This is a genomic window from Curtobacterium sp. YC1 (genome assembly GCF_016267665.1).
In the GTDB taxonomy this organism is placed as follows: Bacteria; Actinomycetota; Actinomycetes; order Actinomycetales; family Microbacteriaceae; genus Curtobacterium.
The window spans coordinates 2,928,372-2,948,499 of record NZ_CP066341.1 but is presented as its reverse complement, the minus strand read 5'-3'; the positions used below and the strand labels follow the sequence as shown (position 1 = coordinate 2,948,499).

General features: G+C 69.9%; 21 protein-coding genes and 1 tRNA gene. 7 read left to right on the top strand and 15 right to left on the bottom strand.

Annotation, left to right across the window (positions count from 1 at the left end):
- Window positions 1-137 precede the first annotated feature (137 nt).
- The 3 genes from I8920_RS13920 to I8920_RS13910 all read right to left on the bottom strand — a co-directional run bounded on the left by I8920_RS13920 (window position 138) and on the right by I8920_RS13910 (window position 1,863).
- Window positions 138-845, bottom strand: coding sequence for an SGNH/GDSL hydrolase family protein (locus I8920_RS13920; RefSeq protein WP_198656888.1), 708 nt, complete (start codon window positions 843-845; stop codon window positions 138-140).
- A 102-nt stretch (window positions 846-947) separates the two neighbouring features.
- Window positions 948-1,262, bottom strand: a complete 315-nt coding sequence (locus I8920_RS13915) for a hypothetical protein (RefSeq protein WP_198656887.1) — start codon at window positions 1,260-1,262, stop codon at window positions 948-950.
- Window positions 1,263-1,299: 37 nt separating this feature from the next.
- The gene (locus I8920_RS13910; RefSeq protein WP_198656886.1) at window positions 1,300-1,863 is read right to left on the bottom strand and encodes a hypothetical protein; all 564 of its coding nucleotides are present in this window, start codon (window positions 1,861-1,863) and stop codon (window positions 1,300-1,302) included.
- Between the two features lie 130 nt (window positions 1,864-1,993).
- Here I8920_RS13910 and I8920_RS13905 point away from each other — a divergent pair, with 130 nt between their 5' ends.
- The gene (locus I8920_RS13905) at window positions 1,994-2,509 is read left to right on the top strand and encodes an ImmA/IrrE family metallo-endopeptidase (protein WP_198656885.1); all 516 of its coding nucleotides are present in this window, start codon (window positions 1,994-1,996) and stop codon (window positions 2,507-2,509) included.
- 1,086 nt (window positions 2,510-3,595) lie between these two features.
- Here I8920_RS13905 and I8920_RS13900 read toward each other — a convergent pair.
- A tRNA-Lys gene (locus I8920_RS13900) sits at window positions 3,596-3,668 on the bottom strand.
- A 53-nt stretch (window positions 3,669-3,721) separates the two neighbouring features.
- Window positions 3,722-3,883, bottom strand: coding sequence for a DUF2207 domain-containing protein (locus I8920_RS13895; RefSeq protein WP_146249745.1), 162 nt, complete (start codon window positions 3,881-3,883; stop codon window positions 3,722-3,724).
- A 126-nt stretch (window positions 3,884-4,009) separates the two neighbouring features.
- On the opposite strand from I8920_RS13895, the gene I8920_RS13890 reads away from it, so the two are divergent.
- From I8920_RS13890 to I8920_RS13880, 3 genes are all read left to right on the top strand, one after another.
- Window positions 4,010-4,639, top strand: a complete 630-nt coding sequence (locus I8920_RS13890; protein ID WP_198656884.1) for a DNA-directed RNA polymerase subunit beta — start codon at window positions 4,010-4,012, stop codon at window positions 4,637-4,639.
- A 701-nt stretch (window positions 4,640-5,340) separates the two neighbouring features.
- A complete protein-coding gene (sigK, locus tag I8920_RS13885) occupies window positions 5,341-5,940 on the top strand; it encodes an ECF RNA polymerase sigma factor SigK (RefSeq protein ID WP_198656883.1) in 600 nt (199 codons plus the stop codon).
- Entirely contained in the window at window positions 5,937-6,800 is an 864-nt protein-coding gene (locus tag I8920_RS13880) for an anti-sigma factor (protein ID WP_198656882.1), read from the top strand. The genes sigK and I8920_RS13880 overlap by 4 nt, the downstream gene beginning before the upstream one ends.
- A gap of 205 nt (window positions 6,801-7,005) precedes the next feature.
- On the opposite strand, the gene pstB is transcribed toward I8920_RS13880, so the two are convergent.
- The 9 genes from pstB to I8920_RS13835 form a co-directional block, all read right to left on the bottom strand.
- Entirely contained in the window at window positions 7,006-7,785 is a 780-nt protein-coding gene (gene pstB / locus I8920_RS13875) for a phosphate ABC transporter ATP-binding protein PstB (protein WP_198656881.1), read from the bottom strand.
- Between the two features lie 49 nt (window positions 7,786-7,834).
- On the bottom strand, window positions 7,835-8,920 hold the full coding sequence (pstA, locus tag I8920_RS13870) for a phosphate ABC transporter permease PstA (RefSeq protein ID WP_198656880.1): 1,086 nt from the start codon (window positions 8,918-8,920) through the stop codon (window positions 7,835-7,837).
- A gap of 14 nt (window positions 8,921-8,934) precedes the next feature.
- Window positions 8,935-9,885: a phosphate ABC transporter permease subunit PstC gene (gene pstC, locus I8920_RS13865; RefSeq protein ID WP_198656879.1), complete on the bottom strand. Its 951-nt coding sequence runs from the start codon at window positions 9,883-9,885 to the stop codon at window positions 8,935-8,937.
- Window positions 9,886-10,056: 171 nt separating this feature from the next.
- Window positions 10,057-11,157 (bottom strand): phosphate ABC transporter substrate-binding protein PstS, encoded by a 1,101-nt coding sequence (locus tag I8920_RS13860; protein WP_198656878.1) that lies wholly within the window; start codon window positions 11,155-11,157, stop codon window positions 10,057-10,059.
- Between the two features lie 365 nt (window positions 11,158-11,522).
- Window positions 11,523-12,470: an NUDIX hydrolase gene (locus tag I8920_RS13855; RefSeq protein ID WP_198656877.1), complete on the bottom strand. Its 948-nt coding sequence runs from the start codon at window positions 12,468-12,470 to the stop codon at window positions 11,523-11,525.
- Window positions 12,467-14,632 carry an RNA degradosome polyphosphate kinase gene (locus I8920_RS13850; protein ID WP_198656876.1) on the bottom strand — a complete coding sequence of 722 codons (2,166 nt, stop codon included), beginning with the start codon at window positions 14,630-14,632 and terminating at the stop codon, window positions 12,467-12,469. Before I8920_RS13850 ends, I8920_RS13855 begins: the two co-directional genes overlap by 4 nt.
- A 108-nt stretch (window positions 14,633-14,740) precedes the next feature.
- On the bottom strand, window positions 14,741-15,334 hold the full coding sequence (locus I8920_RS13845) for a hypothetical protein (protein WP_198656875.1): 594 nt from the start codon (window positions 15,332-15,334) through the stop codon (window positions 14,741-14,743).
- Window positions 15,335-15,479: 145 nt separating this feature from the next.
- Entirely contained in the window at window positions 15,480-16,313 is an 834-nt protein-coding gene (mshD, locus tag I8920_RS13840) for a mycothiol synthase (RefSeq protein WP_198656874.1), read from the bottom strand.
- Window positions 16,313-16,996 (bottom strand): response regulator transcription factor, encoded by a 684-nt coding sequence (locus I8920_RS13835; RefSeq protein WP_198656873.1) that lies wholly within the window; start codon window positions 16,994-16,996, stop codon window positions 16,313-16,315. Before I8920_RS13835 ends, mshD begins: the two co-directional genes overlap by 1 nt.
- A 202-nt stretch (window positions 16,997-17,198) precedes the next feature.
- Here I8920_RS13835 and I8920_RS13830 point away from each other — a divergent pair, with 202 nt between their 5' ends.
- From I8920_RS13830 to ygfZ, 3 genes are all read left to right on the top strand, one after another.
- Window positions 17,199-17,480: a hypothetical protein gene (locus I8920_RS13830; protein WP_198656872.1), complete on the top strand. Its 282-nt coding sequence runs from the start codon at window positions 17,199-17,201 to the stop codon at window positions 17,478-17,480.
- A gap of 137 nt (window positions 17,481-17,617) precedes the next feature.
- Window positions 17,618-18,220, top strand: coding sequence for an FABP family protein (locus I8920_RS13825; protein ID WP_198656871.1), 603 nt, complete (start codon window positions 17,618-17,620; stop codon window positions 18,218-18,220).
- The gene (ygfZ, locus tag I8920_RS13820) at window positions 18,220-19,302 is read left to right on the top strand and encodes a CAF17-like 4Fe-4S cluster assembly/insertion protein YgfZ (RefSeq protein ID WP_198656870.1); all 1,083 of its coding nucleotides are present in this window, start codon (window positions 18,220-18,222) and stop codon (window positions 19,300-19,302) included. The genes I8920_RS13825 and ygfZ overlap by 1 nt, the downstream gene beginning before the upstream one ends.
- Window positions 19,303-19,327: 25 nt before the next feature.
- On the opposite strand, the gene I8920_RS13815 is transcribed toward ygfZ, so the two are convergent.
- On the bottom strand, window positions 19,328-20,101 hold the full coding sequence (locus tag I8920_RS13815; protein WP_198656869.1) for a class I SAM-dependent methyltransferase: 774 nt from the start codon (window positions 20,099-20,101) through the stop codon (window positions 19,328-19,330).
- Window positions 20,102-20,128 lie beyond the last annotated feature (27 nt).

The following is a 20,128-nucleotide window of genomic DNA, read 5'->3' as shown; positions in this document are numbered from 1 at the left end:
CGAAGCGGCGAGCGATCTCGTCCAGCGAGGAAGCTTCCGCTTCGCCGCCGATGCCGAGAGCGAGCACTATCGGTCTTGCTCACGCACGTACTCACCGATCAGCTCGAGCAACGCCGTGGTGCGCTCGTTCATGGTCATCAACGCGCCTCGACGATCGCGTCGTGCAGCGCCTCCCCGAGGGCCTTCGCGCCCCTGGGGGTAGGGTGGATGCCGTCGGCGGTATAGCCGTCCTTGTAGCGGTCGTCTGACCGGAGGGCGGCTGCGGCATCGACAAAGATCCAGCCCTTGTCGGTGGCGAGGTTGCGCAGCTGGTCGTTGTAATCGACGGGCAGGTCGATGTCGGAGTCGCGGGGCGGGATCGAGGACACTATCACCTTGCTGATGCCGGCCTTCTTCACAATGCGCTGCAGGTTCGCGGCGGTCTCATCGAAGGGCACGGCCAGGCCCGTGTCATTAGTGCCGGCCAGGACCACGAGCACGTCTGCGTCGTACTTCTTGACGTTGGTGTCCATCGCCTCAGTGGTGGCCCCACCTTCAGCCCAGCCGCCGACGAGGTCGGCACCGTCGCCGTCGGCGTAGAACGCCCAGGACCCATCCCCTGCGACGCCGGTATCCAGGCTGGGGCTGTTCGCAGCGGTGACGCTGTCGCCGACGACGGCGAACCCCACCACCTCCTCGTCGTCGCTCGCGAAAGTCGGGATCGGTCCGGGCACGGAGCCGGCAGCGGGTTTCGACGCGTTGACCTGCTGGAGGGCGAGGATGACGAGCGTGACGGCCATGATCGCGACGAGCACAATGATGATCGCCTTGTAGCTGCGCTCGAACCAGCTGATGAAGCTCCCCATGCGTCCAATCCTAAGTTGAGTGCTACTTGGGCTTCGCCCCCAGTCCGGGATGCGTCAGGCCCCCTCGGGTTCATTCGAGAGTTCGAGGGGATCTTTCGTCGTCTACGCCCCGCGCTCGATGTTTCGGAGCAGGCGGGTGGAGACGATCGCGACGGCAGCCAGCTGGTAGAGACCGCAGCCGAACACAACCTGAGCCCACGGGTTGTTGACCGTTTCGTCACTGCAGACGGCAACGGCGCAGATGACGGTGCCCAAAATAGCTCCAACAACGCCGAGCTCGTGGATGGTTTCCCAGGTGCGGCGGGCCGCAGGGGTACCACGGTAGGGACCGGCGCTGCGCGCTTCAACGGTGAGGATCAGGAGACTGATGGGGAAGAGGGTGGCAAGGAGCGTTGCTCCGGCAATCGAGATATCCATACTTCCTACTATCGGATCGAACGGCGACAACTGGTGGTCATCGACGTTGCACAGCGTCCCGCCAGATCCAGGCGCGCTCGGCCTCCCGTGCGTGCTCCCACTCGACGAGCACGGCGCGCTCCTTGTACTCGATGACGTGCGCCTCCACTTCGAGGATGCGATCGGGGAAATGTACCCAGGCGAGCACGGGGTCGAGTGGGGCCATGTCGTAGTCGGGACCGTCGCCGGCTGCTTCTAGGAGAGAGAACGCGGGCCCGAGTGCCCAGCGGTCTCGGCGCCGGCGGGCCATTAGTCGCGACGGGGTGCGACGGTGCGGCGTGTGCCGGCCGCGCGGGGCCCACGTCCGTTGCAGACGCCCCTGCCAGGAGATCTCCACGTACACGGGGACGTCGTACTGAGCGACCGCGAACGCCTTCCCGCGGAGCGGGCCGATGTGCTCGAAGGGATCGACCCAGACGGGCGCGGGGGCGTCGAGCGGCTGCGGGTCGCTAACGCGGTCGAGGGGGAAGCCGTCGACTGCGTGAACGGGGACGTCGCGGAGTTCGGCCGGCGCCCATCGGTGCTCACGCATGCTCAACTTGGCGACTTCGACGGTCGACATAGTCGGCGGTTCTGCGGAAATAGCGGGCGCAAGTGGAGCATTGTATGGGAGCGGGGGTGAACGAGCGTCGTTGCCGCTGGATAGAATGCGCCGACCGTGCTCGGCGCACGTGATCGGGAGGGAGGCGACCATGAGCAACCGTATGAACCCGAACGACGCTGCACGTCGTGTCCTGGAGACATACCTCGAGTCGCGCCCAAGCGCGCCGATGATCCCTGTCGACCCGGTGCAGATCGCGCGCTCCCTCGGGATCAACGTGTACTCCGCTCGCTTGGTCCCGACGCTGTCCGGCATGATCTCCCGATTCGACCCCGAGGCCGGGACGGACATCTACCTCAACAGCGAGCACGCCCCTGTTCGTCAGCGCTTCACGACCGCGCACGAGCTGGGTCACTACTTCGCAGTCGAGGAGCATGCCGGCGGCGAGCAGAAGGTCTTCGTGCATCGCCGTGACTCGCAGTCATCGTGTGGCACCAACTCGGAGGAGATCTTCGCGAACCAGTTCGCGGCAGAGCTCTTGATGCCGGAGACCGAGGTGAGGCGTCTGCGCGCCCTGGGGCTTGACGCGCTCGAGCTGGCCCGCCGTTTCAACGTCTCGTACGACGCGATGAACTTCCGGCTCAAGAATCTTCGCCTGGCCGCATGAGCCAAGGCGGGGCAGACGGCGACTCGGTGGGGTCCTACATAGGCGACGGGGTTGCTCGGGCCCCGACGGCGAAGGACATGCAAGAGGTCCGCGCGATCAGCCAAGATGCGGAAGAGATGGAGACTTCCGAGGACAGCGTCGCTCGTCCACGGGGGAATCCCGCAGGAGAGCCAGAAGTTCCTGGTCTGAAGGTCCTGCAGAGTCTAATGAAGGCGACGCTGTTCACGGACTACTTCGTGTACCACGCGCGCCTCCGCTACCTTGACCAGACTTCGCAGGAGCGCGTGGCTCGGCTCGTCGCGGACCATCCCCGCTTCTACCGAGTCTGTCGCCTTCTCGATCTCACGGCTCGCGCAGGCCTGCTCATTCTCGTGACAGTGACCTTGACGGCAGTTGCATGGGGGTTCGTCTGGAGAACGTTCTTCTTCGACCTGTTCCCGCCTGCGAGCACGTAGCGGAAGTGGACGTGCGCATGCGACGAGCTCACCGAAGGAACACGCCGCATACGGCCGCGAAGCGTGCACGCGAGCAGGGCAACCGGCGCCGGCGCGCGCTCGCGCCCTCGCGATCCTTCTCAACCCGCACGGGTTCATTTCACCCGGATCAACTCCTCGGCCTCTGACTTCAGCACCATGATGACGCCCGGCAGTTGACCGCCTGGCGGGCGCTGCTGTCAAACCCGGGCGCGGAGGTCCTGCGCCTGCCAACCCTCGGGCACCGACATTAGGGACGACTGGCGCGCGGCCTCGTAGTTCGGGCCGATGGCCTCGTGCGGTCGGGCGGCGAGCGAGCCAGCGACGCCGCGGATCGTCGCCTCGCCGGTGGCCTTGCTCGTGACGGTTGTCCCCTGCAGCAGCTCGGAGCCGCGAGGTCGAGCTCACCGATCGCGGTAGCGCGGGCCTCGCCGGCAGAGGTGCCGCTCGCCTCCGCTTCGCTGGTCTCGGTCGTGCGGATGGTCCCACGCACAGTCGTCACACCCAGTATCGACGGTGCGAGGCGGCAGCTGCCCCTCGTCTGCCCCTCGGCCCGAGTTATCGACAGAACCTCCGTCAGGTCTGCACAAGACCTGACCGGCGATTTGCTCTGTGGGCCCCGTGGGGCTCGAACCCACGACCCTCGGATTAAAAGTCCGGTGCTCTACCAACTGAGCTAGAGGCCCTCACCCGCAAGGCTAGCGGGTGAGGGCCTCCAGAGCGGAACCGTGGGACCGGGTCAGCCGCGACGTCCGGTGAGCGTCCGCAGCAGCCACAGGACCACCGCGACGATGAGCAGGACGATGCCGACCCAGAGCAGGAACTTCAGGCTCGCGGTGAAGCCACCGACGAACAGCAGGATGACCGCGATCACGGCCAGGATGATGAGCAGGGGGTTCATGGGGGAGTCCTTCCGTCACGTCCAGGAGGGGTCGCCTCCCTGCCCGATCACGGTACGCGTCGGGGCGTCGTTGCGTTCTGGGCGAACGACCGCGGGCGTGTCCCTGGTCGCGCCTACACTGCTGCGGTGCCTCGCGATCACCACCGTCCCGTCCACTTCACCGACGCCGAGTTCGCCGCCATCCAGGGCGGTGAGGACCCGGCGCTGGTGAACCGCGTCGCGCACGAGACGGCGAACGCGCTGCTGCACCGGGTGCGCGAGGACCCGGACCCGGCGGTGGTCGAACGGCTGGTGACCTACACGGACACGCACGGCATCGACGCCATCGCGGAACTGTGGGCACGGGTCGGTGCGCACACCCTGCCCGGAGCCCTGTGGCGCGTGTACCTGGTGCGCGTGGTCATCCGGCAGAACCCGGACGAGATCGCCTACCTGTTCGAGCGGGGCGCCGAGCGCATCGGCACGATCGACCAGGCCGTCGCAGGTGCCGAGGAACCGACGGGCCCGGCGGAGATCCTGACCCTCGCCGACCGGATCCTGCACGGGCTGTACACGGGCGACTTCGCGGTGGCGCTGGACCGTGGCGCCTCGTTCTGCCGTCTGGCGGCTGCCGGTGCGACGGCCGTGGCGGACGAGGCCGACCTGGTGGCGACCGAGCGCGCGAGCGAGTTGACGACGCGGGCGCTCCGCCTGACGGAGCTGGCGGCTGATCTCACCGAGGCGGCGGCGCTCTGGCGTCGCGACAGCCTGGACTGAGCGACCGGCGGGGCGGACCCGAGGCGCGCCTCCAGGCCGGACGCCGAACCGGCCGCGGCACATGGTGAGCAGAAGATGTCGGGTGGTCGCGACCGACCCGACCATTCCTGCTCACGAAGAGCGAACGCGCACGCACGCACCCGCACACGCACGAACGCGAACAGCGCACCCGTCCGGGCAGAGAGAGACCGGGCCGCAGAAGCGCCTCTCGGCGCGAGGCCGCTCGAAGCGGCGAATTTTGGAGCCCGGGGCTTGCTGCGGCCCGGCGAGGACGAGTCTACGAGACGTCGGCTGAACCCTCGACCGTGTTCACTCAGGGTGGACAGGACGGAACTCGGGCGTGCCCCGACAGCAGCCCGCCCAGCAGCCGCGACAACACCCCGCGCCGTGACCCACCGAGCGGCGACCACACCCGCGTCGAGAAATCCCCACACCCGATCCAATCCACCCCGGGCACCGCGCCGAATCATCAGCGTGACGGACGGAATGCCCGTCACGAAGCGAGGGGTCCGGCGTGACCCGGGCCGGCACCGCCGGTCAATTCCCTGTGGGTCACGCCGACCTCTCGTCTCGACCGCCGTTCGCGGATGCTTCGTGCTCCCCGCAAGCGGAGCGCCGGGAACGTCAGCCACATCCCTGGCGAACCGCAGCCGACCGGCCGCAATGGGCCACCGAAGCAACCGAGAGGAGGGAAACCTGCAATGCTTGCCCTCGTGGATAGCGATACCGAACGCTGGAGCGCAGCCGAGCCAGCGCAGGCTTCGCCGGACGACCTCCTCGCCCGCGTCGCCACTGGCGACCAAGCCGCCTTCGCCGACCTGTACGACGCCCTCTCCGGACGCGTCCTCGGTCTGGTCACGCGGCTCCTCCGGGACCGCGCGCAGTCGGAAGAGGTCACCCAGGAGGTCTTCCTGGAGGTCTGGCAGCAGGCGACCCGCTTCGACCGGAAGCGCGGCACGGCTGCGAGCTGGGTCCTCACCATGGCGCACCGCCGAGCGGTCGACCGGGTCCGGGCCTCGCAGTCCTCGCACGACCGTGACACCAAGATCGGCATCCGCGATCTCGAGGCCGGGTTCGACGAGGTCTCCGAGTCCGTCGAGATCCGCATCGAGCACGAACGTGTCGGCCGGGCGCTCGCGAAGCTCACCGAGTTCCAACGGCAGGCCGTGCAACTCGCGTACTACGGCGGCTACTCGCACAGCGAGATGGCCGCACACCTCGGTGTCCCCATCGGCACCGTCAAGACCCGTCTCCGTGACGGGATGATCCGACTCCGAGACGAGATGGGGGTGACCTCATGACCGAACGCCACGACGACCCGGCCCTGTTGACCGGTTCCCACGCACTCGATGCGCTGTCCGACGACGAGCGCGCACTCCTCGAGGACGCACTCCTGGCGTCCCCGGAGCTGCAGGCCGAGGACGACTCGCTGCGCGAGACCGCGCTGCAGCTCGCCTACGCCGTCGCACCGGTCGAGCCGCCCGCGTCGCTCCGCGCCTCGCTGCTGGCCCAGATCGCCACGACCCCGCAGGCCGCGCCGCTCCCCGCGGCGACGGTCGACGAGACCACCACCGCCCAGGAGGCCCGGCCCGCGCCCGCCGCGCAGGTCACCTCGATCGCCGACGGCCCCACCGCCGGTGGTCGCGCCACCTCGGCGGCGCACCGCCGCTGGTTCCAGCGTCCGGCGGTCATGCTGACGACCGCTGCTGCCGCTGCCGCGCTGTTCTTCGGTGGGCTCGGCGTCGACTCGGTGCTCAACCCGTCGGACGGCCAGGGTGGCGGGACCACGCAGGCGTCGAGCGGACTCGACCGCATCTACGCCGCCTCGGACTTCCAGCGCACCACGACCAAGGTCGAGGGCGGGGGATCCGCGACGGTCGTGTGGTCGGAGGACCTCGGCAAGTCCGCGGTGATCCTCGACGGCGTCGAGCAGGCGCCGAAGGGCAAGACGTACGAGCTCTGGTACATCGGCTCCGAGGAGCAGGGCGGCGCCATCGAGCCCGCCGGCCTGGTCCAGGGAGCGGCCGACGGCGTGCACTCGGCCGTGCTCGAGGGCTCGATGTCCGAGGGTGCGACCATCGGCATGACGGTCGAGCCCGAGGGCGGTTCCGACCAGCCCACGACGACGCCGATCATGGCGGTCCCCACCACCGCCGTCTGATCACCGGGTGGTCCTGCCGGGCCGCGACCGACGCAGAACGACGAAGCCGCTGTCACAACGACAGCGGCTTCGTCGTTCCTGCGCGCCTGCCCGCCTGCACGCCGGCGAGACGTGGGCGTGCCCGTGGTGCCCGGCGCAACCACGGAGGCCCGGTGCGCGTCCGTGGCGGACGTGCACCGGGCCTCCAGGCGGTGTCAGCTGCGGATCAACCGAAGCGACCCGACACGTAGTCCTCGGTGGCCTTGACCGACGGGTTCGAGAACATCGTCGCGGTGTCGTCGAACTCGATGAGCTTGCCCGGCTGGCCGGTGCCCGCGATGTTGAAGAAGGCGGTCTTGTCGCTGACGCGCGACGCCTGCTGCATGTTGTGCGTGACGATCACGATCGTGAACTCCTTCTTGAGCTCCTCGATCAGGTCCTCGATGGCCAGGGTCGAGATCGGGTCGAGCGCCGAGCAGGGCTCGTCCATCAGGAGCACGTCCGGCTGGACCGCGATGGCGCGAGCGATGCACAGACGCTGCTGCTGTCCACCGGACAGGCCCATGCCGGGCTTGTCGAGGCGGTCCTTGACCTCGTTCCACAGGTTCGCGCCCTGCAGGGAGCGCTCGACGATGTCGTCGGACTCGGAGCGGGACATGCGCTTGTTGTTGAGCTTCACGCCGGCCAGCACGTTGTCGCGGATGGACATCGTGGGGAACGGGTTCGGACGCTGGAAGACCATGCCGACCTGCCGACGGACGAGCACCGGGTCGACGCCGGCGCCGTACAGGTCGTCGCCGTCGATCTTGACCGAGCCCTCGACCCATGCACCGGGGATGACCTCGTGCATGCGGTTCAGGGTCCGCAGGAACGTGGACTTGCCGCAGCCCGACGGGCCGATGAACGCGGTGACGGTGCGGGGTTCGATGGTGATGTCGACACCCTCGACCGCCTTGAACTTCGAGTAGTAGACGTTGAGGCCGTCGACCTCGATGCGCTTGGACACGTTGATCCTTCTGGGTGGGTGGTGTTGCCGGGTTCGCGGACGCGGGACGTCAGCGGCTGAGCTTGGGGGCGAAGAGACGGGTGATGAAGCGGGCCAGCAGGTTGAGCAGCATCACGATCAGGATGAGCAGCAGGGCCGCGGTCCACGCCCGGTCGACGAACGGCACCGGGTTGGCGCCCTGCTGCGAGTACTGCGTGTACGCGTACACCGGCAGCGTCATCATCGGGTCCTTGAACAGGTCGTAGTTCATGCTCGCGGTGAAGCCGGCCGTGACCAGCAGCGGCGCGGTCTCACCGATGACGCGGGCGATCGAGAGCATGACGCCGGTGGTGATGCCGGCGAGGCTGGTGGGGAGCACGACCTTGAGGATGGTGAGGTACTTCGGCACACCGAGGGCGTACGAGGCCTCGCGGAGTTCCATCGGCACGATCTTCAGCACCTCTTCGGTGGAGCGCACGACGATCGGGATCATCAGCACCGACAGGGCGACGGAGCCGACGAGGCCGAAGCGGGCACCCGGGCCGAGCAGCAGCGCGAAGAGCGAGTAGGCGAACAGACCGGCGACGATCGACGGGATGCCGGTCATCACGTCGACGAAGAACGTGATGCCCCGCGCCAGCGCGCCGCGGCCGTACTCGACCAGGTAGATCGAGGTGAGGAGCCCGATCGGCACCGAGATGAGCGCCGCGAAGAGCGTGATCTCGAGCGTGCCGATCAGCGCGTGGACGGCGCCGCCGCCCTCGGAGATGACGCCGCGCATCGAGTACGAGAAGAAGTTCGCGTCGAAGCGGGCAACGCCCTTCGCGATGACGGTCCAGAGCAGCGACACCAGCGGCAGCACCGCGATGACGAACGCCGTGACGACGAGCGACGTGACGAGCCGGTCGACCGCCTTGCGGCCGCCCTCGACGATGCGCGAGACGACGACGATGAGCACGTCGAACAGGACCGTGCCGAGGAACAGGGCCGCGACGACGTTGAAGTCCTCGACGGCGCCGCCGGCGTTGAGCAGGGCGAAGACCAGGACGAGGGCGACCCAGCTGCCGACGAGCAGCAGCCACGGCACGGACCGGTGGAGCTTGCCGTTGGCGTAGACGTTGCCGGCGGTGCCGGTCTGACGGAGGGCGAGGGACATCGGGGTGCGACCTCTCAGCTGACCCGGCTGCGGACGATGTACCGCGCCAGCATGTTGATGACCAGGGTGATGACGAAGAGGATCAGGCCGGACGCGATGAGGGCGTTGAGGGCCGTGCCCGATGCCTCGGCGAACTGCAGTGCGATGTTCGCCGCGATCGTCGAGGGGTTCTGCGACGTGAGCATCTGGAACGTGACGTTCGTCGACACGGAGAGCACGAGTGCGATCGCCATCGTCTCGCCGAGTGCTCGACCGAGGCCGAGCATGATCGCGGACACGATGCCGGACTTGGCGAACGGCAGGACCGACAGGCGGATCATCTCCCAGCGCGTCGCACCGAGTGCCAGGGCTGCCTCTTCGTTGAGGGTCGGGGCCTGCAGGAAGATCTCGCGCATGACGGCGGTCATGATCGGGATGGCCATGACGGCGAGGACGATCGACGCGGTGAGGATCGTGCGGCCGGTGCCGGACACCTGCCCGGAGAACAGCGGGAACCACCCGATGTACTCGTTGAGGAACACGTAGAACGGCTTCACCAGCGGCGCCAGCACCGCGATGCCCCAGAGGCCGTAGACCACCGACGGCACGGCGGCCAGCAGGTCGATGACGTAGCCGAGCACCGGGGCGAGCCGCCGCGGTGCGAAGTGCGAGATGAAGAGGGCGATCCCGACCGACAGCGGCACGGCGATCACGAGCGCGATGAGCGCGGACCAGACGGTGCCGAAGACCAGGGGGCCGACGTAGTCCCAGAAGTTGGTCGCGCTGCCCGGCAGTTCGCCGACCTTGGCGGAGAACGCCGGGATGCTCTGCCAGACCAGGAAGGCGGCGACGAGCACGAGCACGAAGAGGATGAGGCCGCCGGCGATGACCGAGGCGGCGGAGAAGACGCGGTCGCCGACGCGGACGACGGCCTTCGGCTTGGTCGGGGTGACGGTGGCCCCTGGCTGGGCCGGTGCGGTCGTCATGGGTACTCCTGTCGGAGGAACGCCGGGGGAGGCGACGGGTTCAGGGTGGTGGTGGTCGTGCTGGGTGACGTCCGGGGTGGCGCGGGATGTGCTCCGGTGCGCCCGCCCGGACGGCTGAGTGCCCGGACGCCGGTCGATGGGTGGGACCGGCGTCCGGGCGCTCGAGGGGTGTTACTTGATGGACTCGACCGCGGCCTTGGCCTTCTCGGCGAGGTCGTCCGACAGCGGGGCCGACTTGGCCTCCTTGGCGGCGGCGTCCTGCGCCTCGCTGCTGACGACGTAGTCGAGGTAGCCCTTCACGAGCTCGCCCTTGTCGGCGTCCTTGTACTCCTGGCACGCGATGGCGTAGGAGACGAGGACCAGCGGCCAGGCGCCCTCGGCGGTGTCCTTGCGGTCGATGTCGATGGCGAGGTCGTTCTCCTCGCGGCCCGACGCGATGTCGGAGTCGGCGACGACCTGCGCGGCGCCCTCGGCCGAGAGCTCGGTGGCCTTGTCGCCGACCATCAGCTTGGCCTTGTCCAGGTCACCGGCGCCGGAGTCATCGATGTAGGTGATGGCGTTCGAGGCGCCGCCCATGGCGGAGGCGACACCCGAGGTGCCCTTGGCTGCGTCGCCGACCGAGTACGGGAAGGTCTGGCTGGGCTCTTCGGTCCAGACGTCACCGGCGTTCGCGGAGACGTACTCCGAGAAGTTCTGCGTGGTGCCGGAGTCATCCGAGCGGTGCACGACCGTGATGTTCTCGCTCGGCAGCTTCGCGTCCTTGTTCAGGTCGGCGATCTGCGAGTCGTCCCACTTGGTGATCTTGCCCGAGAAGATGCCCGCGATGGTCTTCGCGTCGAGGGTCAGGTCGCTGACGCCGTCGACCTTGTAGGCGATGGCGATCGGGGAGATGTAGACCGGGATGTCGATGCCCTTGGTGTCCGCGGCGCAGGCCTCGAACGTGCCCGAGAGCTCCTCGTCCTTCAGCGCGGCGTCCGAGCCGGCGAAGTCCGATGCGCCCGACATGAAGTTCTCGCGGCCCGCGCCGGAGCCGTCCGGGGAGTAGTTGACCGTCACGCCGGAGGCCATGTCCTGGAAGCCAGCGGCCCAGGTCGCCTGCGCGGTGCCCTGCGCCGACGAGCCGGAGGCGGTGAGGGTGCCGGTGAGGTCGGAGCTGGCGTTCGAGCCGGAGGAAGCGGTGTTGCCCGCGCCCTCGTTCGCCGCGCAGGAGGAGAGCACGACGGCGCCGGCGATCGCGATTGCTGCGACCGAACCGATTCGCTTGATGTTCACAGGGGTCCCTTCGGGAATGTCATTGCAGGTGGGACCGCTGCTGGTCCCGTGGGCCGGTGCTGACCCGGGAGCGACTGTAGGGACGTGAGGTGACCGGGATCACCCGCGTTGGTGAACGGGAGGTGAACGAGGGGTTGTCGCCGTCGGGGCGCCGGACGCGGTGCCCGCGCGGGGAGCAGGATCGGGGGCGATGTGCGTGCGTTCGGAAGATGCGCACGCATGGGCGCGGCGGGGCGGCCGGGAGACTCCGGACGCGTCTCCGGTGCGGCGGGGCGGCCGGGAGGCTCGGGCGCGTTCTCGGGATCGGTGCGGTCCCGGCGTGTGGTCGGGTCGTCGTACCGCTGGCCCGCGTCGGCCGCCGCGGCTTACGCCGAGATCGTGTTGCGGTGGGTCTCCACCGCGACGAGCGTGCCGCCGGCGATGTGCATGACGGAGAAGTCGCCGACGGACAGCATCGCGGCACGGCGCAGGTCGAACCGGGCGGAGTCGTCGGCCGTCGCGGTGGCGATGCGCGCGATGATGTCGGGCAGGACCGGCCCGTGCGAGCAGAGCACCGCCGTCTTGCCCTTGTCGATGCGGCGGCGCACGGCACCCTTGACGTCGGCGGCACCGCGGTCGTGGGCGTCCTGGCTGATGTCGGGGGTGCTCGAGACGCCGAGCTTGGTGCGCGCGGAGAGCGGTTCGACGGTCGCCAGGCAGCGCGCCGCCGTGCTGCTGACGATCTTCTTCGGCCCGAAGGCCGCGATGGGTGCCGCAGCGGCCCGCGCCTGCGACCGGCCGACGGGCAGCAGCGGCCGGGTGGCGTCGGGGCCGTCCCAGTCGGAACCGGGCACCGTCTTCGCGTGCCGCAGGGTGATCAGTGCGAACGTGCGGTGCTGCCCGGCTGCGGCGCGCTCGGCGAACCGCTCGAGGATCGCGACGTCGCGCTCGTACGTCAGGCGGTTGCGGGCGTCGTCGATGGTGACCCACTCGAGCGCCGCGACCTCGTGGTTCGGGGTGAAGGCGCCGGCGCGGGCGTACTCCTTGGCCGAGACCTTGGCCGCCCAGTAGTGCACGACCTTGTCGCGGCCGTTCGGCAGGACGTACTCGGCGGTGCCGAGCGGAGCGCCGAGGTGCACGCGGTACCCGGTCTCCTCGTCGATCTCGCGGACGGCGGTCGTCGGCACGGCCTCACCCGGGTCCACCTTGCCCTTCGGCAGGGAGACGTCCTTGTGGTGGTCGCGGTGGATGAGCAGCACCAGGGGCGTGCCGTCTTGCTCACGCCAGACGACCGCGCCCGCGGCGACGACGGGGCCCGTGGGACCGCCGCTCACCGAGTGGAGCGCTTCCGGGCCGAGATCTTCCGCATGGTCACATTCTGCACGTCCTCGAGCGGGCGGCCCGCATCGTCGGTGGAGTGCCGTGTCCACTCGCCGTCGGACTCCAGGTGCCACGAACTCGCGGTGTCGGCCATCGCGAGGTCGAACATCTCCTGCACCTCCGCGATGTGGTCGGGGGCGGTGAGGCGGACCAGTGCCTCGACCCGACGGTCGAGGTTCCGGTGCATCATGTCGGCGCTGCCGATGAACACCGCCGGGTCACCGTCGTTGTGGAACGCGAACGCCCGCGAGTGCTCCAGGTACCGGCCGACGATGCTGCGCACGCGGATGGTGTCGCTGACGCCTTCCATGCCGGGCTTGAGCGAGCAGATGCCGCGGACCCAGACGTCGATCGGCACCCCCGCCTGGCTGGCCAGGTAGAGCGCGTCGATGATCTGCTCGTCGACCATCGAGTTGACCTTGATCCGGATGCCGGACGGCTTGCCCGCGCGGGCGTTCGCCGCCTCGGTCTGGATGCGCTTGAGCAGGCCCTTGCGCAGGTGGAGCGGTGCGACGAGCAGTCGCTTGAACTTCTTCTCGATGGCGTACCCGGACAGCTCGTTGAACAGGCGCGTGAGGTCCTTGCCCACGGTGTCGTCCGACGTGAACAGGCCCATGTCCTCGTAGATGCGCGAGGTCTTCGGGTTGTAGTTGCCCGTGCCGATGTGGCTGTAGTGCTTGAGCGTCCCGCCCTCCTGCCGGATGACGAGCACCAGCTTGGAGTGCGTCTTCAACCCGACCAGGCCGTAGACGACGTGCACGCCGGCCTTCTCGAGCTTGCGCGCCCACGTGATGTTGTTCTGCTCGTCGAAGCGGGCCTTGATCTCCACCAGGGCCAGGACCTGCTTGCCCGCCGCGGCGGCGTCGATGAGCGCTTCGACGATGGGGCTGTCGCCCGACGTGCGGTACAGCGTCTGCTTGATCGCGAGCACGTTCGGGTCGGCCGCCGCCTGCTCGAGGAACGCCTGCACGCTCGTCGCGAAGGACTCGTACGGGTGGTGCACCAGGACGTCGCGGGCCTTGATCGCGCGGAACAGGTCGGGCTTCGTGTTCGGCTCGCCCGGCTGGAACTGCACCGGCGTCGTCGGCACGTGCTTCGGGTAGTGCAGGTCGGGCCGGTTGATCTTCGCGATCTCGAACAGGCCGCCGAGGTCGAGCGGCGACGGCAGCCGGAAGACCTCTTCCTCGGTGATGTCGAGCTCGCGGACGAGCAGGTCGAGGGTCACCGGGTCCATGTCCTCGGTGATCTCCAGGCGGATCGGCGGGCCGAACCGGCGACGCAGGAGTTCGCGCTCGAGGGCCTGGATGAGGTTCTCGGCCTCGTCCTCCTCGATCTCGACGTCCTCGTTGCGGGTCACGCGGAACACGTGGTGCTCGAGGACCTCCATGCCGGGGAACAGGTCGTCGAGGTGGTTCGCGATGAGGTCCTCGAGGGGGATGAAGCGCATCCGGCCAGAGTTGTCGTCCGGCAACGTGATGAAGCGCGAGAAGTTCTGCGGCACCTTGAGGCGCGCGAACTCCTGGCGCTGCGACTTCGGGTTGCGGACCCGGACCGCCAGGTTGAGCGAGAGTCCGGAGATGTACGGGAACGGGTGCGCCGGGTCGACGGCGAGCGGCATGAGCACCGGGAAGATCTGCTCGTTGAAGTACTCGCGCATCCGCAGGCGGTCGGCCTCGTCGAGGTCGGACCAGTGCTCGACGTGGATGCCCGCGGCGTCGAGGTCGGGCTTCAGGGACTCGATGAACGCCTGCGCGTGCCGGTCCTGCAGCTCGTGGGCCTTCTTCGCGATGTCGCGCAGCACGTCGCTGGGGGCGCGACCGACGTTGGTCGGCACGGCGATGCCGGTGTCGATGCGGCGCTTCAGGCCGGCGACGCGGACCATGAAGAACTCGTCGAGGTTGGACGCGAAGATCGCCAGGAAGTTCGCCCGCTCCAGCAGGGGCTGCGTGCGGTCCTCGCCCAGTTCGAGCACGCGCTGGTTGAACCGCAGCCAGCTGAGCTCGCGGTCGAAGTAGCGGTCCGTCGGCAGCGACTCGTGCTCGATCTCGACGACCTCGTCGAAGTCGTCGAGGTCGGGGGCGACGGATTCGCCGTCGAGCTGCGGTTCGGTGTCCATCCCCACATCCTGCCACCCGGCTCGTGCGGTCGGAGGGGCCCCGGTGGCCGCTGTGGAAACCCGTGGTGAACCGTCGGTGTGTGGACCGCGGCGGGCGGCCGTCCCGGTTCAGCGCGCGAAGGCCTGCACGAACTCGTTCCACGGCCCCGGCGCGCGCTGCTCGAGCCAGGCGCACAGCTCGGGGTAGGCGGCGTCGATCGCCAGGACGGTGACGACCCCGCGGCGGCCGGTCACCTTGACGTCGAGGCCGCCGAAGCGGTTCGTGGTGGGGCGGATCCGGGCGATGTCACCGGGTTCGACGGTGTGGGCGGCGCGGAACATCGGCGTCACGAGCAGACGGGTGTCGTACCCCTCGACCCGGCGGCGCTCCTGCCCGACGCCGAGGTACAGGAACAGGATCCCGCCCAGGCCGATGCCGACACCGGTCAGCAGCATGCCGATCGCGTCGGGGTCGTCGAGCACCGTCAGGGTGGCGAGGACGAAGAGCACGCCGACCACGACGAAGACGATCCCGAGGATCCGGAACACCAGGTGGTTCCACGGGCGCGCACGGACGGTGAAGAGCACGCCGGACGCCTCGTCGCCGACCACGGTCGACGGCGGCCGCTTCCGGTCGCTGCTGCGCACCAACGCCGAGACGACGGCCGGGATGACGGCCATCGCGAACAGCGCGAGGAACACCGGCGAGGGGTTGAGGTTCACCGCTCGACCCCCGATCCCGTCGCCGGACGTCGTCGTGCGGTGGGCGTCCTGCCCTGGTCCCCCTGGATCATGCGTGCAGGGTACAAGGTCCCGGACCCGGGCGACGGTGGGTTCGAGGCGTGCGGGGGACGACGAGCCCGGAGGTCTACTCGGTCGTCCCCGTCGACCGGGTCGGAGGAACCGGGGCGGCCGCGTACTGCACGTCGATCGCGTACTGCGTGAAGCCCGACCGCCGGTAGAGCGCGAGCGCCGGCTCGTTGTCCCCCTCGACGTACAGCGCGGCGGCGGTGAGCCCACGTCCGGTCAGTCGAGCGGTCCCGGCACGCATGAGCACCCCGCCGAGCCCCTGTCCCTGCAGGTCCGGACGCATGGCGACGGCGTAGAACTCGCCGACGCCGTCCTCGACCTTGAGCCAGCACGAGCCGGCCAGCGTCCCTGCGGCGTCGCGGAGCAGCAGCAGGTCCTCGCCGGAGAACCAGGCGTCGGCTTCGCGGGCGTGCAGGTCGTCCAGGGTCATCCGCCCCTGCTCGGGGTGGTGTGCGAAGGCGGCGGCGTTCAGGGCGAGCCACTCGGTCTCGTCGTCGGTGCCCGGTCGGAACGCCGACAGGTCGTACCCGTCGGGCAGTCGGACGTCGGGAGCGGCCTCGGCGATCGGTGCGCGCAGCTGCAGCAGGGTCCGGACGGCGTGCCAGCCGAACCGGTCGGCCAGCGCCCGGGCTGCCGGGTGGTCGCCGTGCGCCCAGGCGAGCCGGGGAGCGGCCCCGCCGCCCAGGGCGAGCGCCTGCGTCACGAGCGCGGTGCCGGTGCCACGCCCACGGGCCTCCCGGGCCACCACGAGTTCCAGCTCGCCGTCGCGGACGACCGCGACGCCGTCGCCGTGCTCGAGCACGGTCGCGCGCCCCGCGCGCACGTCGACCAGCGTCTGGTCGGAGAACGGCGGTGCCTCGCCGGGCACGACGAACCGCGTGAGGTCGGCCACTACTGGCCCGCCAGGCGCTCGGCCTCGTCGTCGTGGACGTTGAAGCGGTACCCGACGTTGCGGACCGTGCCGATGAGCGACTCGAGGTCGCCGAGCTTCGCGCGGAGTCGCCGGACGTGCACGTCGACCGTGCGCGTGCCGCCGAAGTAGTCGTAGCCCCAGACCTCGCTGAGCAGCTGCTCGCGGGTGAAGACGCGGGACGGGTGCGTCGCGAAGAAGCGCAGGAGCTCGAACTCCTTGAACGTCAGGTCGAGCGGCCGGCCGCGCACCTTGGCCGAGTAGCTGGCCTCGTCGATGACGACGCCGGACGCCTGGATCTTCGAACTCGTCTGGCCCTTCGCCCCACGGCCGGCCGACAGGCGGATGCGGGCGTCGATCTCGGCGGGACCGGCGCTCTCGAGCACGACGTCGTCGACGTTCCAGTCGCTGGTGACCGCGGTCAACCCGCCCTCGGTGACGACGAGCACGATCGGGGTGGTCGACCCCGACGAGGCGAGGATCTTGCACAGGGCCTTCGCGCTCACCAGGTCGGTGCGGGCGTCGACGAACAACAGGTCGCTCTGCGGGGCGTTCACCAGCTGCGCGGCCTCGGCGGGCACGTGGCGGATCCGGTGGCTCAGGAGGCCCAGGCTCGGCAGGACGTCTCCGGGCGCGGTCGAGGTGAGTACCAGGAGCTGTGCCACAGGACCTCCGGAGGTGGATGACGTCGTGGAGACATCCTAGTGATGTGCGGGAACGGCCCACCCGGCCGGACGGACCGCGCGTGCGGCGCCCGATGCGCAGCACCGCACGGCGCCGTGCCACGACCGCCGCCGCCGCCACGCGCTCGGCACCGAGCACGCGGCCTGCTCCGTCCCGCCGCGCCCGCCTGCCATGATGGGACGCGTGACCGAGCCCGCGCACCCCACCGACCAGCGTCGCCTCCAGCTGACGTCCGTCCTGCCGGTCTGGGTGCTCGCGGTCGTGGGAGCGGTGCTCGTGCTGGCGCTGGCGCAGCGCGACGCGTTCGCCTGGCTGCTGCTCGTCTTCGTCGCCTGCGTGATGGTGAGCTTCGTGCTGCAGCTCATCACCGCGACGAAGGACGGCCTGGTCGAGCGGATCAGCATCGCGTCGTCCGGGGCCTTCGTCGTCGTCCTGGTCACCGCCGTGGTGCTCCTGGCGCGTTGAGCGGAGCCGCGTAGACTCCGCAGCATGGATTCGCTGCTTGCGCTCGAGCTCTTCTACGTGGGCCTCCTCGGCCTGGCGTCGCTCGCGATCGCGTTCATCTCGGTGGTCGTCGTCGTGAAGCTGTTCAAGGGCCAGCGTTGATCGACCTGCCCGAGGGCCTCGCACCCGAACTGGTCCCGCTGTCGTGGCTCGTGGGCGTCTGGGAGGGCACCGGCGTCGTCGAGTACCCGGTCGGTGACGACGACGAGGTCCGCAAGTACGAGTTCGGCCAGCGCGTCAGCTTCAGCCACGACGGCCTGCCCTACCTGAACTACTCGTCCACCACCTGGCTCCTCGACGAAGACCGCACCCCGCTCGCCGCCGAGATGGGCTACTGGCGGATCGACCGGCCCACCGAGCCGGGCGACCGCGGTCCCGCGATGCTCCTGGGCGAGGGGCCCACCCCGTTCAGCACGGTGGAGAGCGTCGAGGCGCTCCGGAACACGACCGACGGCTTCGACGTCGAAGCCGCGATCATCCACCCGACGGGCGTCAACGAGCTCTACGTCGGCCGTGTCGCGAAGGGCCGGATCGACCTGTCGACCGACGCCGTGATGCGCTCGCCGAACGCCAAGGACTACTCCGCCGCCACCCGGCTGTACGGGCTGGTCGAGGGCAAGCTGTTCTGGGCGTGGGACATCGCCGCGCTCGGTCGGGAACTCACCTCGCACGCCTCGGGGCAGCTCGCGAAGGTCGAGTGATGGCGGCGTTCGCGGCACGCGACGGGTTCGTCGAGGCCGACGGGGTCGCCGCGCACTTCGGCAACCCGATCGGGGAGCAGCGCCTGCTGACCCGCGGCCGTGCCGTCGTCGAGCTCGGACTGGGGGTCGTCACGGTCTCCGGACCCGACCGCCTGTCGTGGCTCAACTCGATCACGTCGCAGCAGCTCACCGGGTTGCCGACGGGCGTCAGCACCGAGACGCTCGTGCTCGACCAGGCCGGCCGCGTCGAGCACGCCGCTCGCGTCGTCGACGACGGCTCGGTCGCCTGGCTGCTCACCGAGCGCGCTGACGCCGCCCCGCTCGCCGCCTGGCTCGACTCGATGCGGTTCATGCTCCGGGTCGAGGTCGCCGACCGCTCCGCTGACGTCGTCACCCTCGGCTGGTTCGGCGCGGACGCCCCGTTCGCGTCCGTGGATCTGCCGGAACCGCCCGTCGCCGAGTGGGTCGACCCCTGGGGAACGGTCGCGCCCGGTGGGTGGGGCTACGCCGCCCCGGAGGCCCACCCCGGCTCCGACTGGACCCTCCGCATCGCCGTGGTCACCCCCGGCACCGCGGCCGCGATCGCCGCGTCGGACGTCCCCGTCGCGGGACTGCTCGCGGTCGAAGCCCTGCGGATCGCCGCCTGGCGCCCGACGCTGTCCGACGTCGACGAGCGGACGATCCCGCACGAGCTCGACTGGCTCCGTTCCGCCGTGCACCTGTCCAAGGGCTGCTACCGGGGGCAGGAGACCGTCGCCAAGGTCCACAACCTCGGCCACCCGCCGCGTCGGGCCGTGCTGCTGCACCTCGACGGCTCCGACGGGGTGCTGCCGGCGCCGGGCACACCCGTGCTGCTCGACGACAAGCAGGTCGGTCGGCTGTCGGCCTCGGCGATCCACCACGAGCTCGGTCCGATCGGGCTCGCCGTCGTGAAGCGCTCGCTCGACCCCACGGCGACGCTGCGGCTCGAGGCCGACGACGTCGTGGTCACGGCCGCGCAGGAGACCATCGTCCCGCCGGAGGCCGGCGCCACGGCGAACGTCCCGCGCCTGCCCCGCCTCGGCGCCGTCCGCCGCTCGTAGTCCGCGCTGCCCGGGCCGTGCCCGGTCAGGCGGGCTGCACCGCCGACCACGGCACGGACAGCTCGCCGAGCCGCCAGCGCGTCGCCCCGTGCAGCACCGGCCACCCCCGGTCGCGCATGCCCCGCACGGTGGCGATCCACCGCTGCCGCGGGCCGTACGTGCCGAGCGGCGCGGCGACCGCCCACGCCAGGTCGAGGTCCCGCAGGAACGCGTGCACCCGCTCGCCGGGCACGTTCCGGTGGATGAGGGCCTTCGGCAGCCGTTCCGCCACGATGCTCGGCACGTCGAGCCCGGCGAGCCGGAGCGACACCGTGAACGTCTGCGGCGCGACCTCGTCGAGCGTCACCCACGAGGCCACCCGCCCGACCTCGTTGCACGTCCCCTCGACCAGCGCACCGCCGGGCTGCAGCCGGTCCTGCATGATCCGCCAGGAGCCGACCACCGCTGATTCGTCGTACTGCCGCAGCACGTTGAACGCCCGGATCACGGCTGGGCGTCGACCACCGGGCGTCGGGGTCTCGAAGCCGCCCAGGCGGAACGTCACGCCGTCGCGGGTGCCCGCGTTCGCGAGCGCGACCCGCGAGGGTTCGATCTCGATGCCGGTCACCTCGACGTCCGGGCGGACCGCGGCCAGCCGGTCCCGCAGCTCGAGCGTCGTCGTCGGCGACGCCCCGTACCCGACGTCGGCGACCAGGGGATCGTCGGTGCGGCGGAGCACCGGCAACGTCGCGATCCACCGGTCGACACGGCGGAGCCGGTTGTACCCGGTCGTCCCGCGCGTCACGTTCCCGATGGGCATGCGTCCAGGGTACGGGCCGCGTGCCGC

Excerpts from the sequence above, each read along its gene's own strand:
- I8920_RS13920 (WP_198656888.1), bottom strand. The coding sequence starts at position 845 with ATGGGGAGCTTCATCAGCTGGTTCGAGCGCAGCTACAAGGCGATCATC.
- I8920_RS13915 (WP_198656887.1), bottom strand. The coding sequence starts at position 1,262 with ATGGATATCTCGATTGCCGGAGCAACGCTCCTTGCCACCCTCTTCCCC.
- I8920_RS13910 (WP_198656886.1), bottom strand. The coding sequence starts at position 1,863 with ATGTCGACCGTCGAAGTCGCCAAGTTGAGCATGCGTGAGCACCGATGG.
- I8920_RS13905 (WP_198656885.1), top strand. The coding sequence starts at position 1,994 with ATGAGCAACCGTATGAACCCGAACGACGCTGCACGTCGTGTCCTGGAG.
- I8920_RS13895 (WP_146249745.1), bottom strand. The coding sequence starts at position 3,883 with ATGAACCCCCTGCTCATCATCCTGGCCGTGATCGCGGTCATCCTGCTG.
- sigK (WP_198656883.1), top strand. The coding sequence starts at position 5,341 with ATGCTTGCCCTCGTGGATAGCGATACCGAACGCTGGAGCGCAGCCGAG.
- I8920_RS13880 (WP_198656882.1), top strand. The coding sequence starts at position 5,937 with ATGACCGAACGCCACGACGACCCGGCCCTGTTGACCGGTTCCCACGCA.
- pstA (WP_198656880.1), bottom strand. The coding sequence starts at position 8,920 with ATGTCCCTCGCCCTCCGTCAGACCGGCACCGCCGGCAACGTCTACGCC.
- pstC (WP_198656879.1), bottom strand. The coding sequence starts at position 9,885 with ATGACGACCGCACCGGCCCAGCCAGGGGCCACCGTCACCCCGACCAAG.
- I8920_RS13850 (WP_198656876.1), bottom strand. The coding sequence starts at position 14,632 with ATGGACACCGAACCGCAGCTCGACGGCGAATCCGTCGCCCCCGACCTC.
- ygfZ (WP_198656870.1), top strand. The coding sequence starts at position 18,220 with ATGGCGGCGTTCGCGGCACGCGACGGGTTCGTCGAGGCCGACGGGGTC.
- I8920_RS13815 (WP_198656869.1), bottom strand. The coding sequence starts at position 20,101 with ATGCCCATCGGGAACGTGACGCGCGGGACGACCGGGTACAACCGGCTC.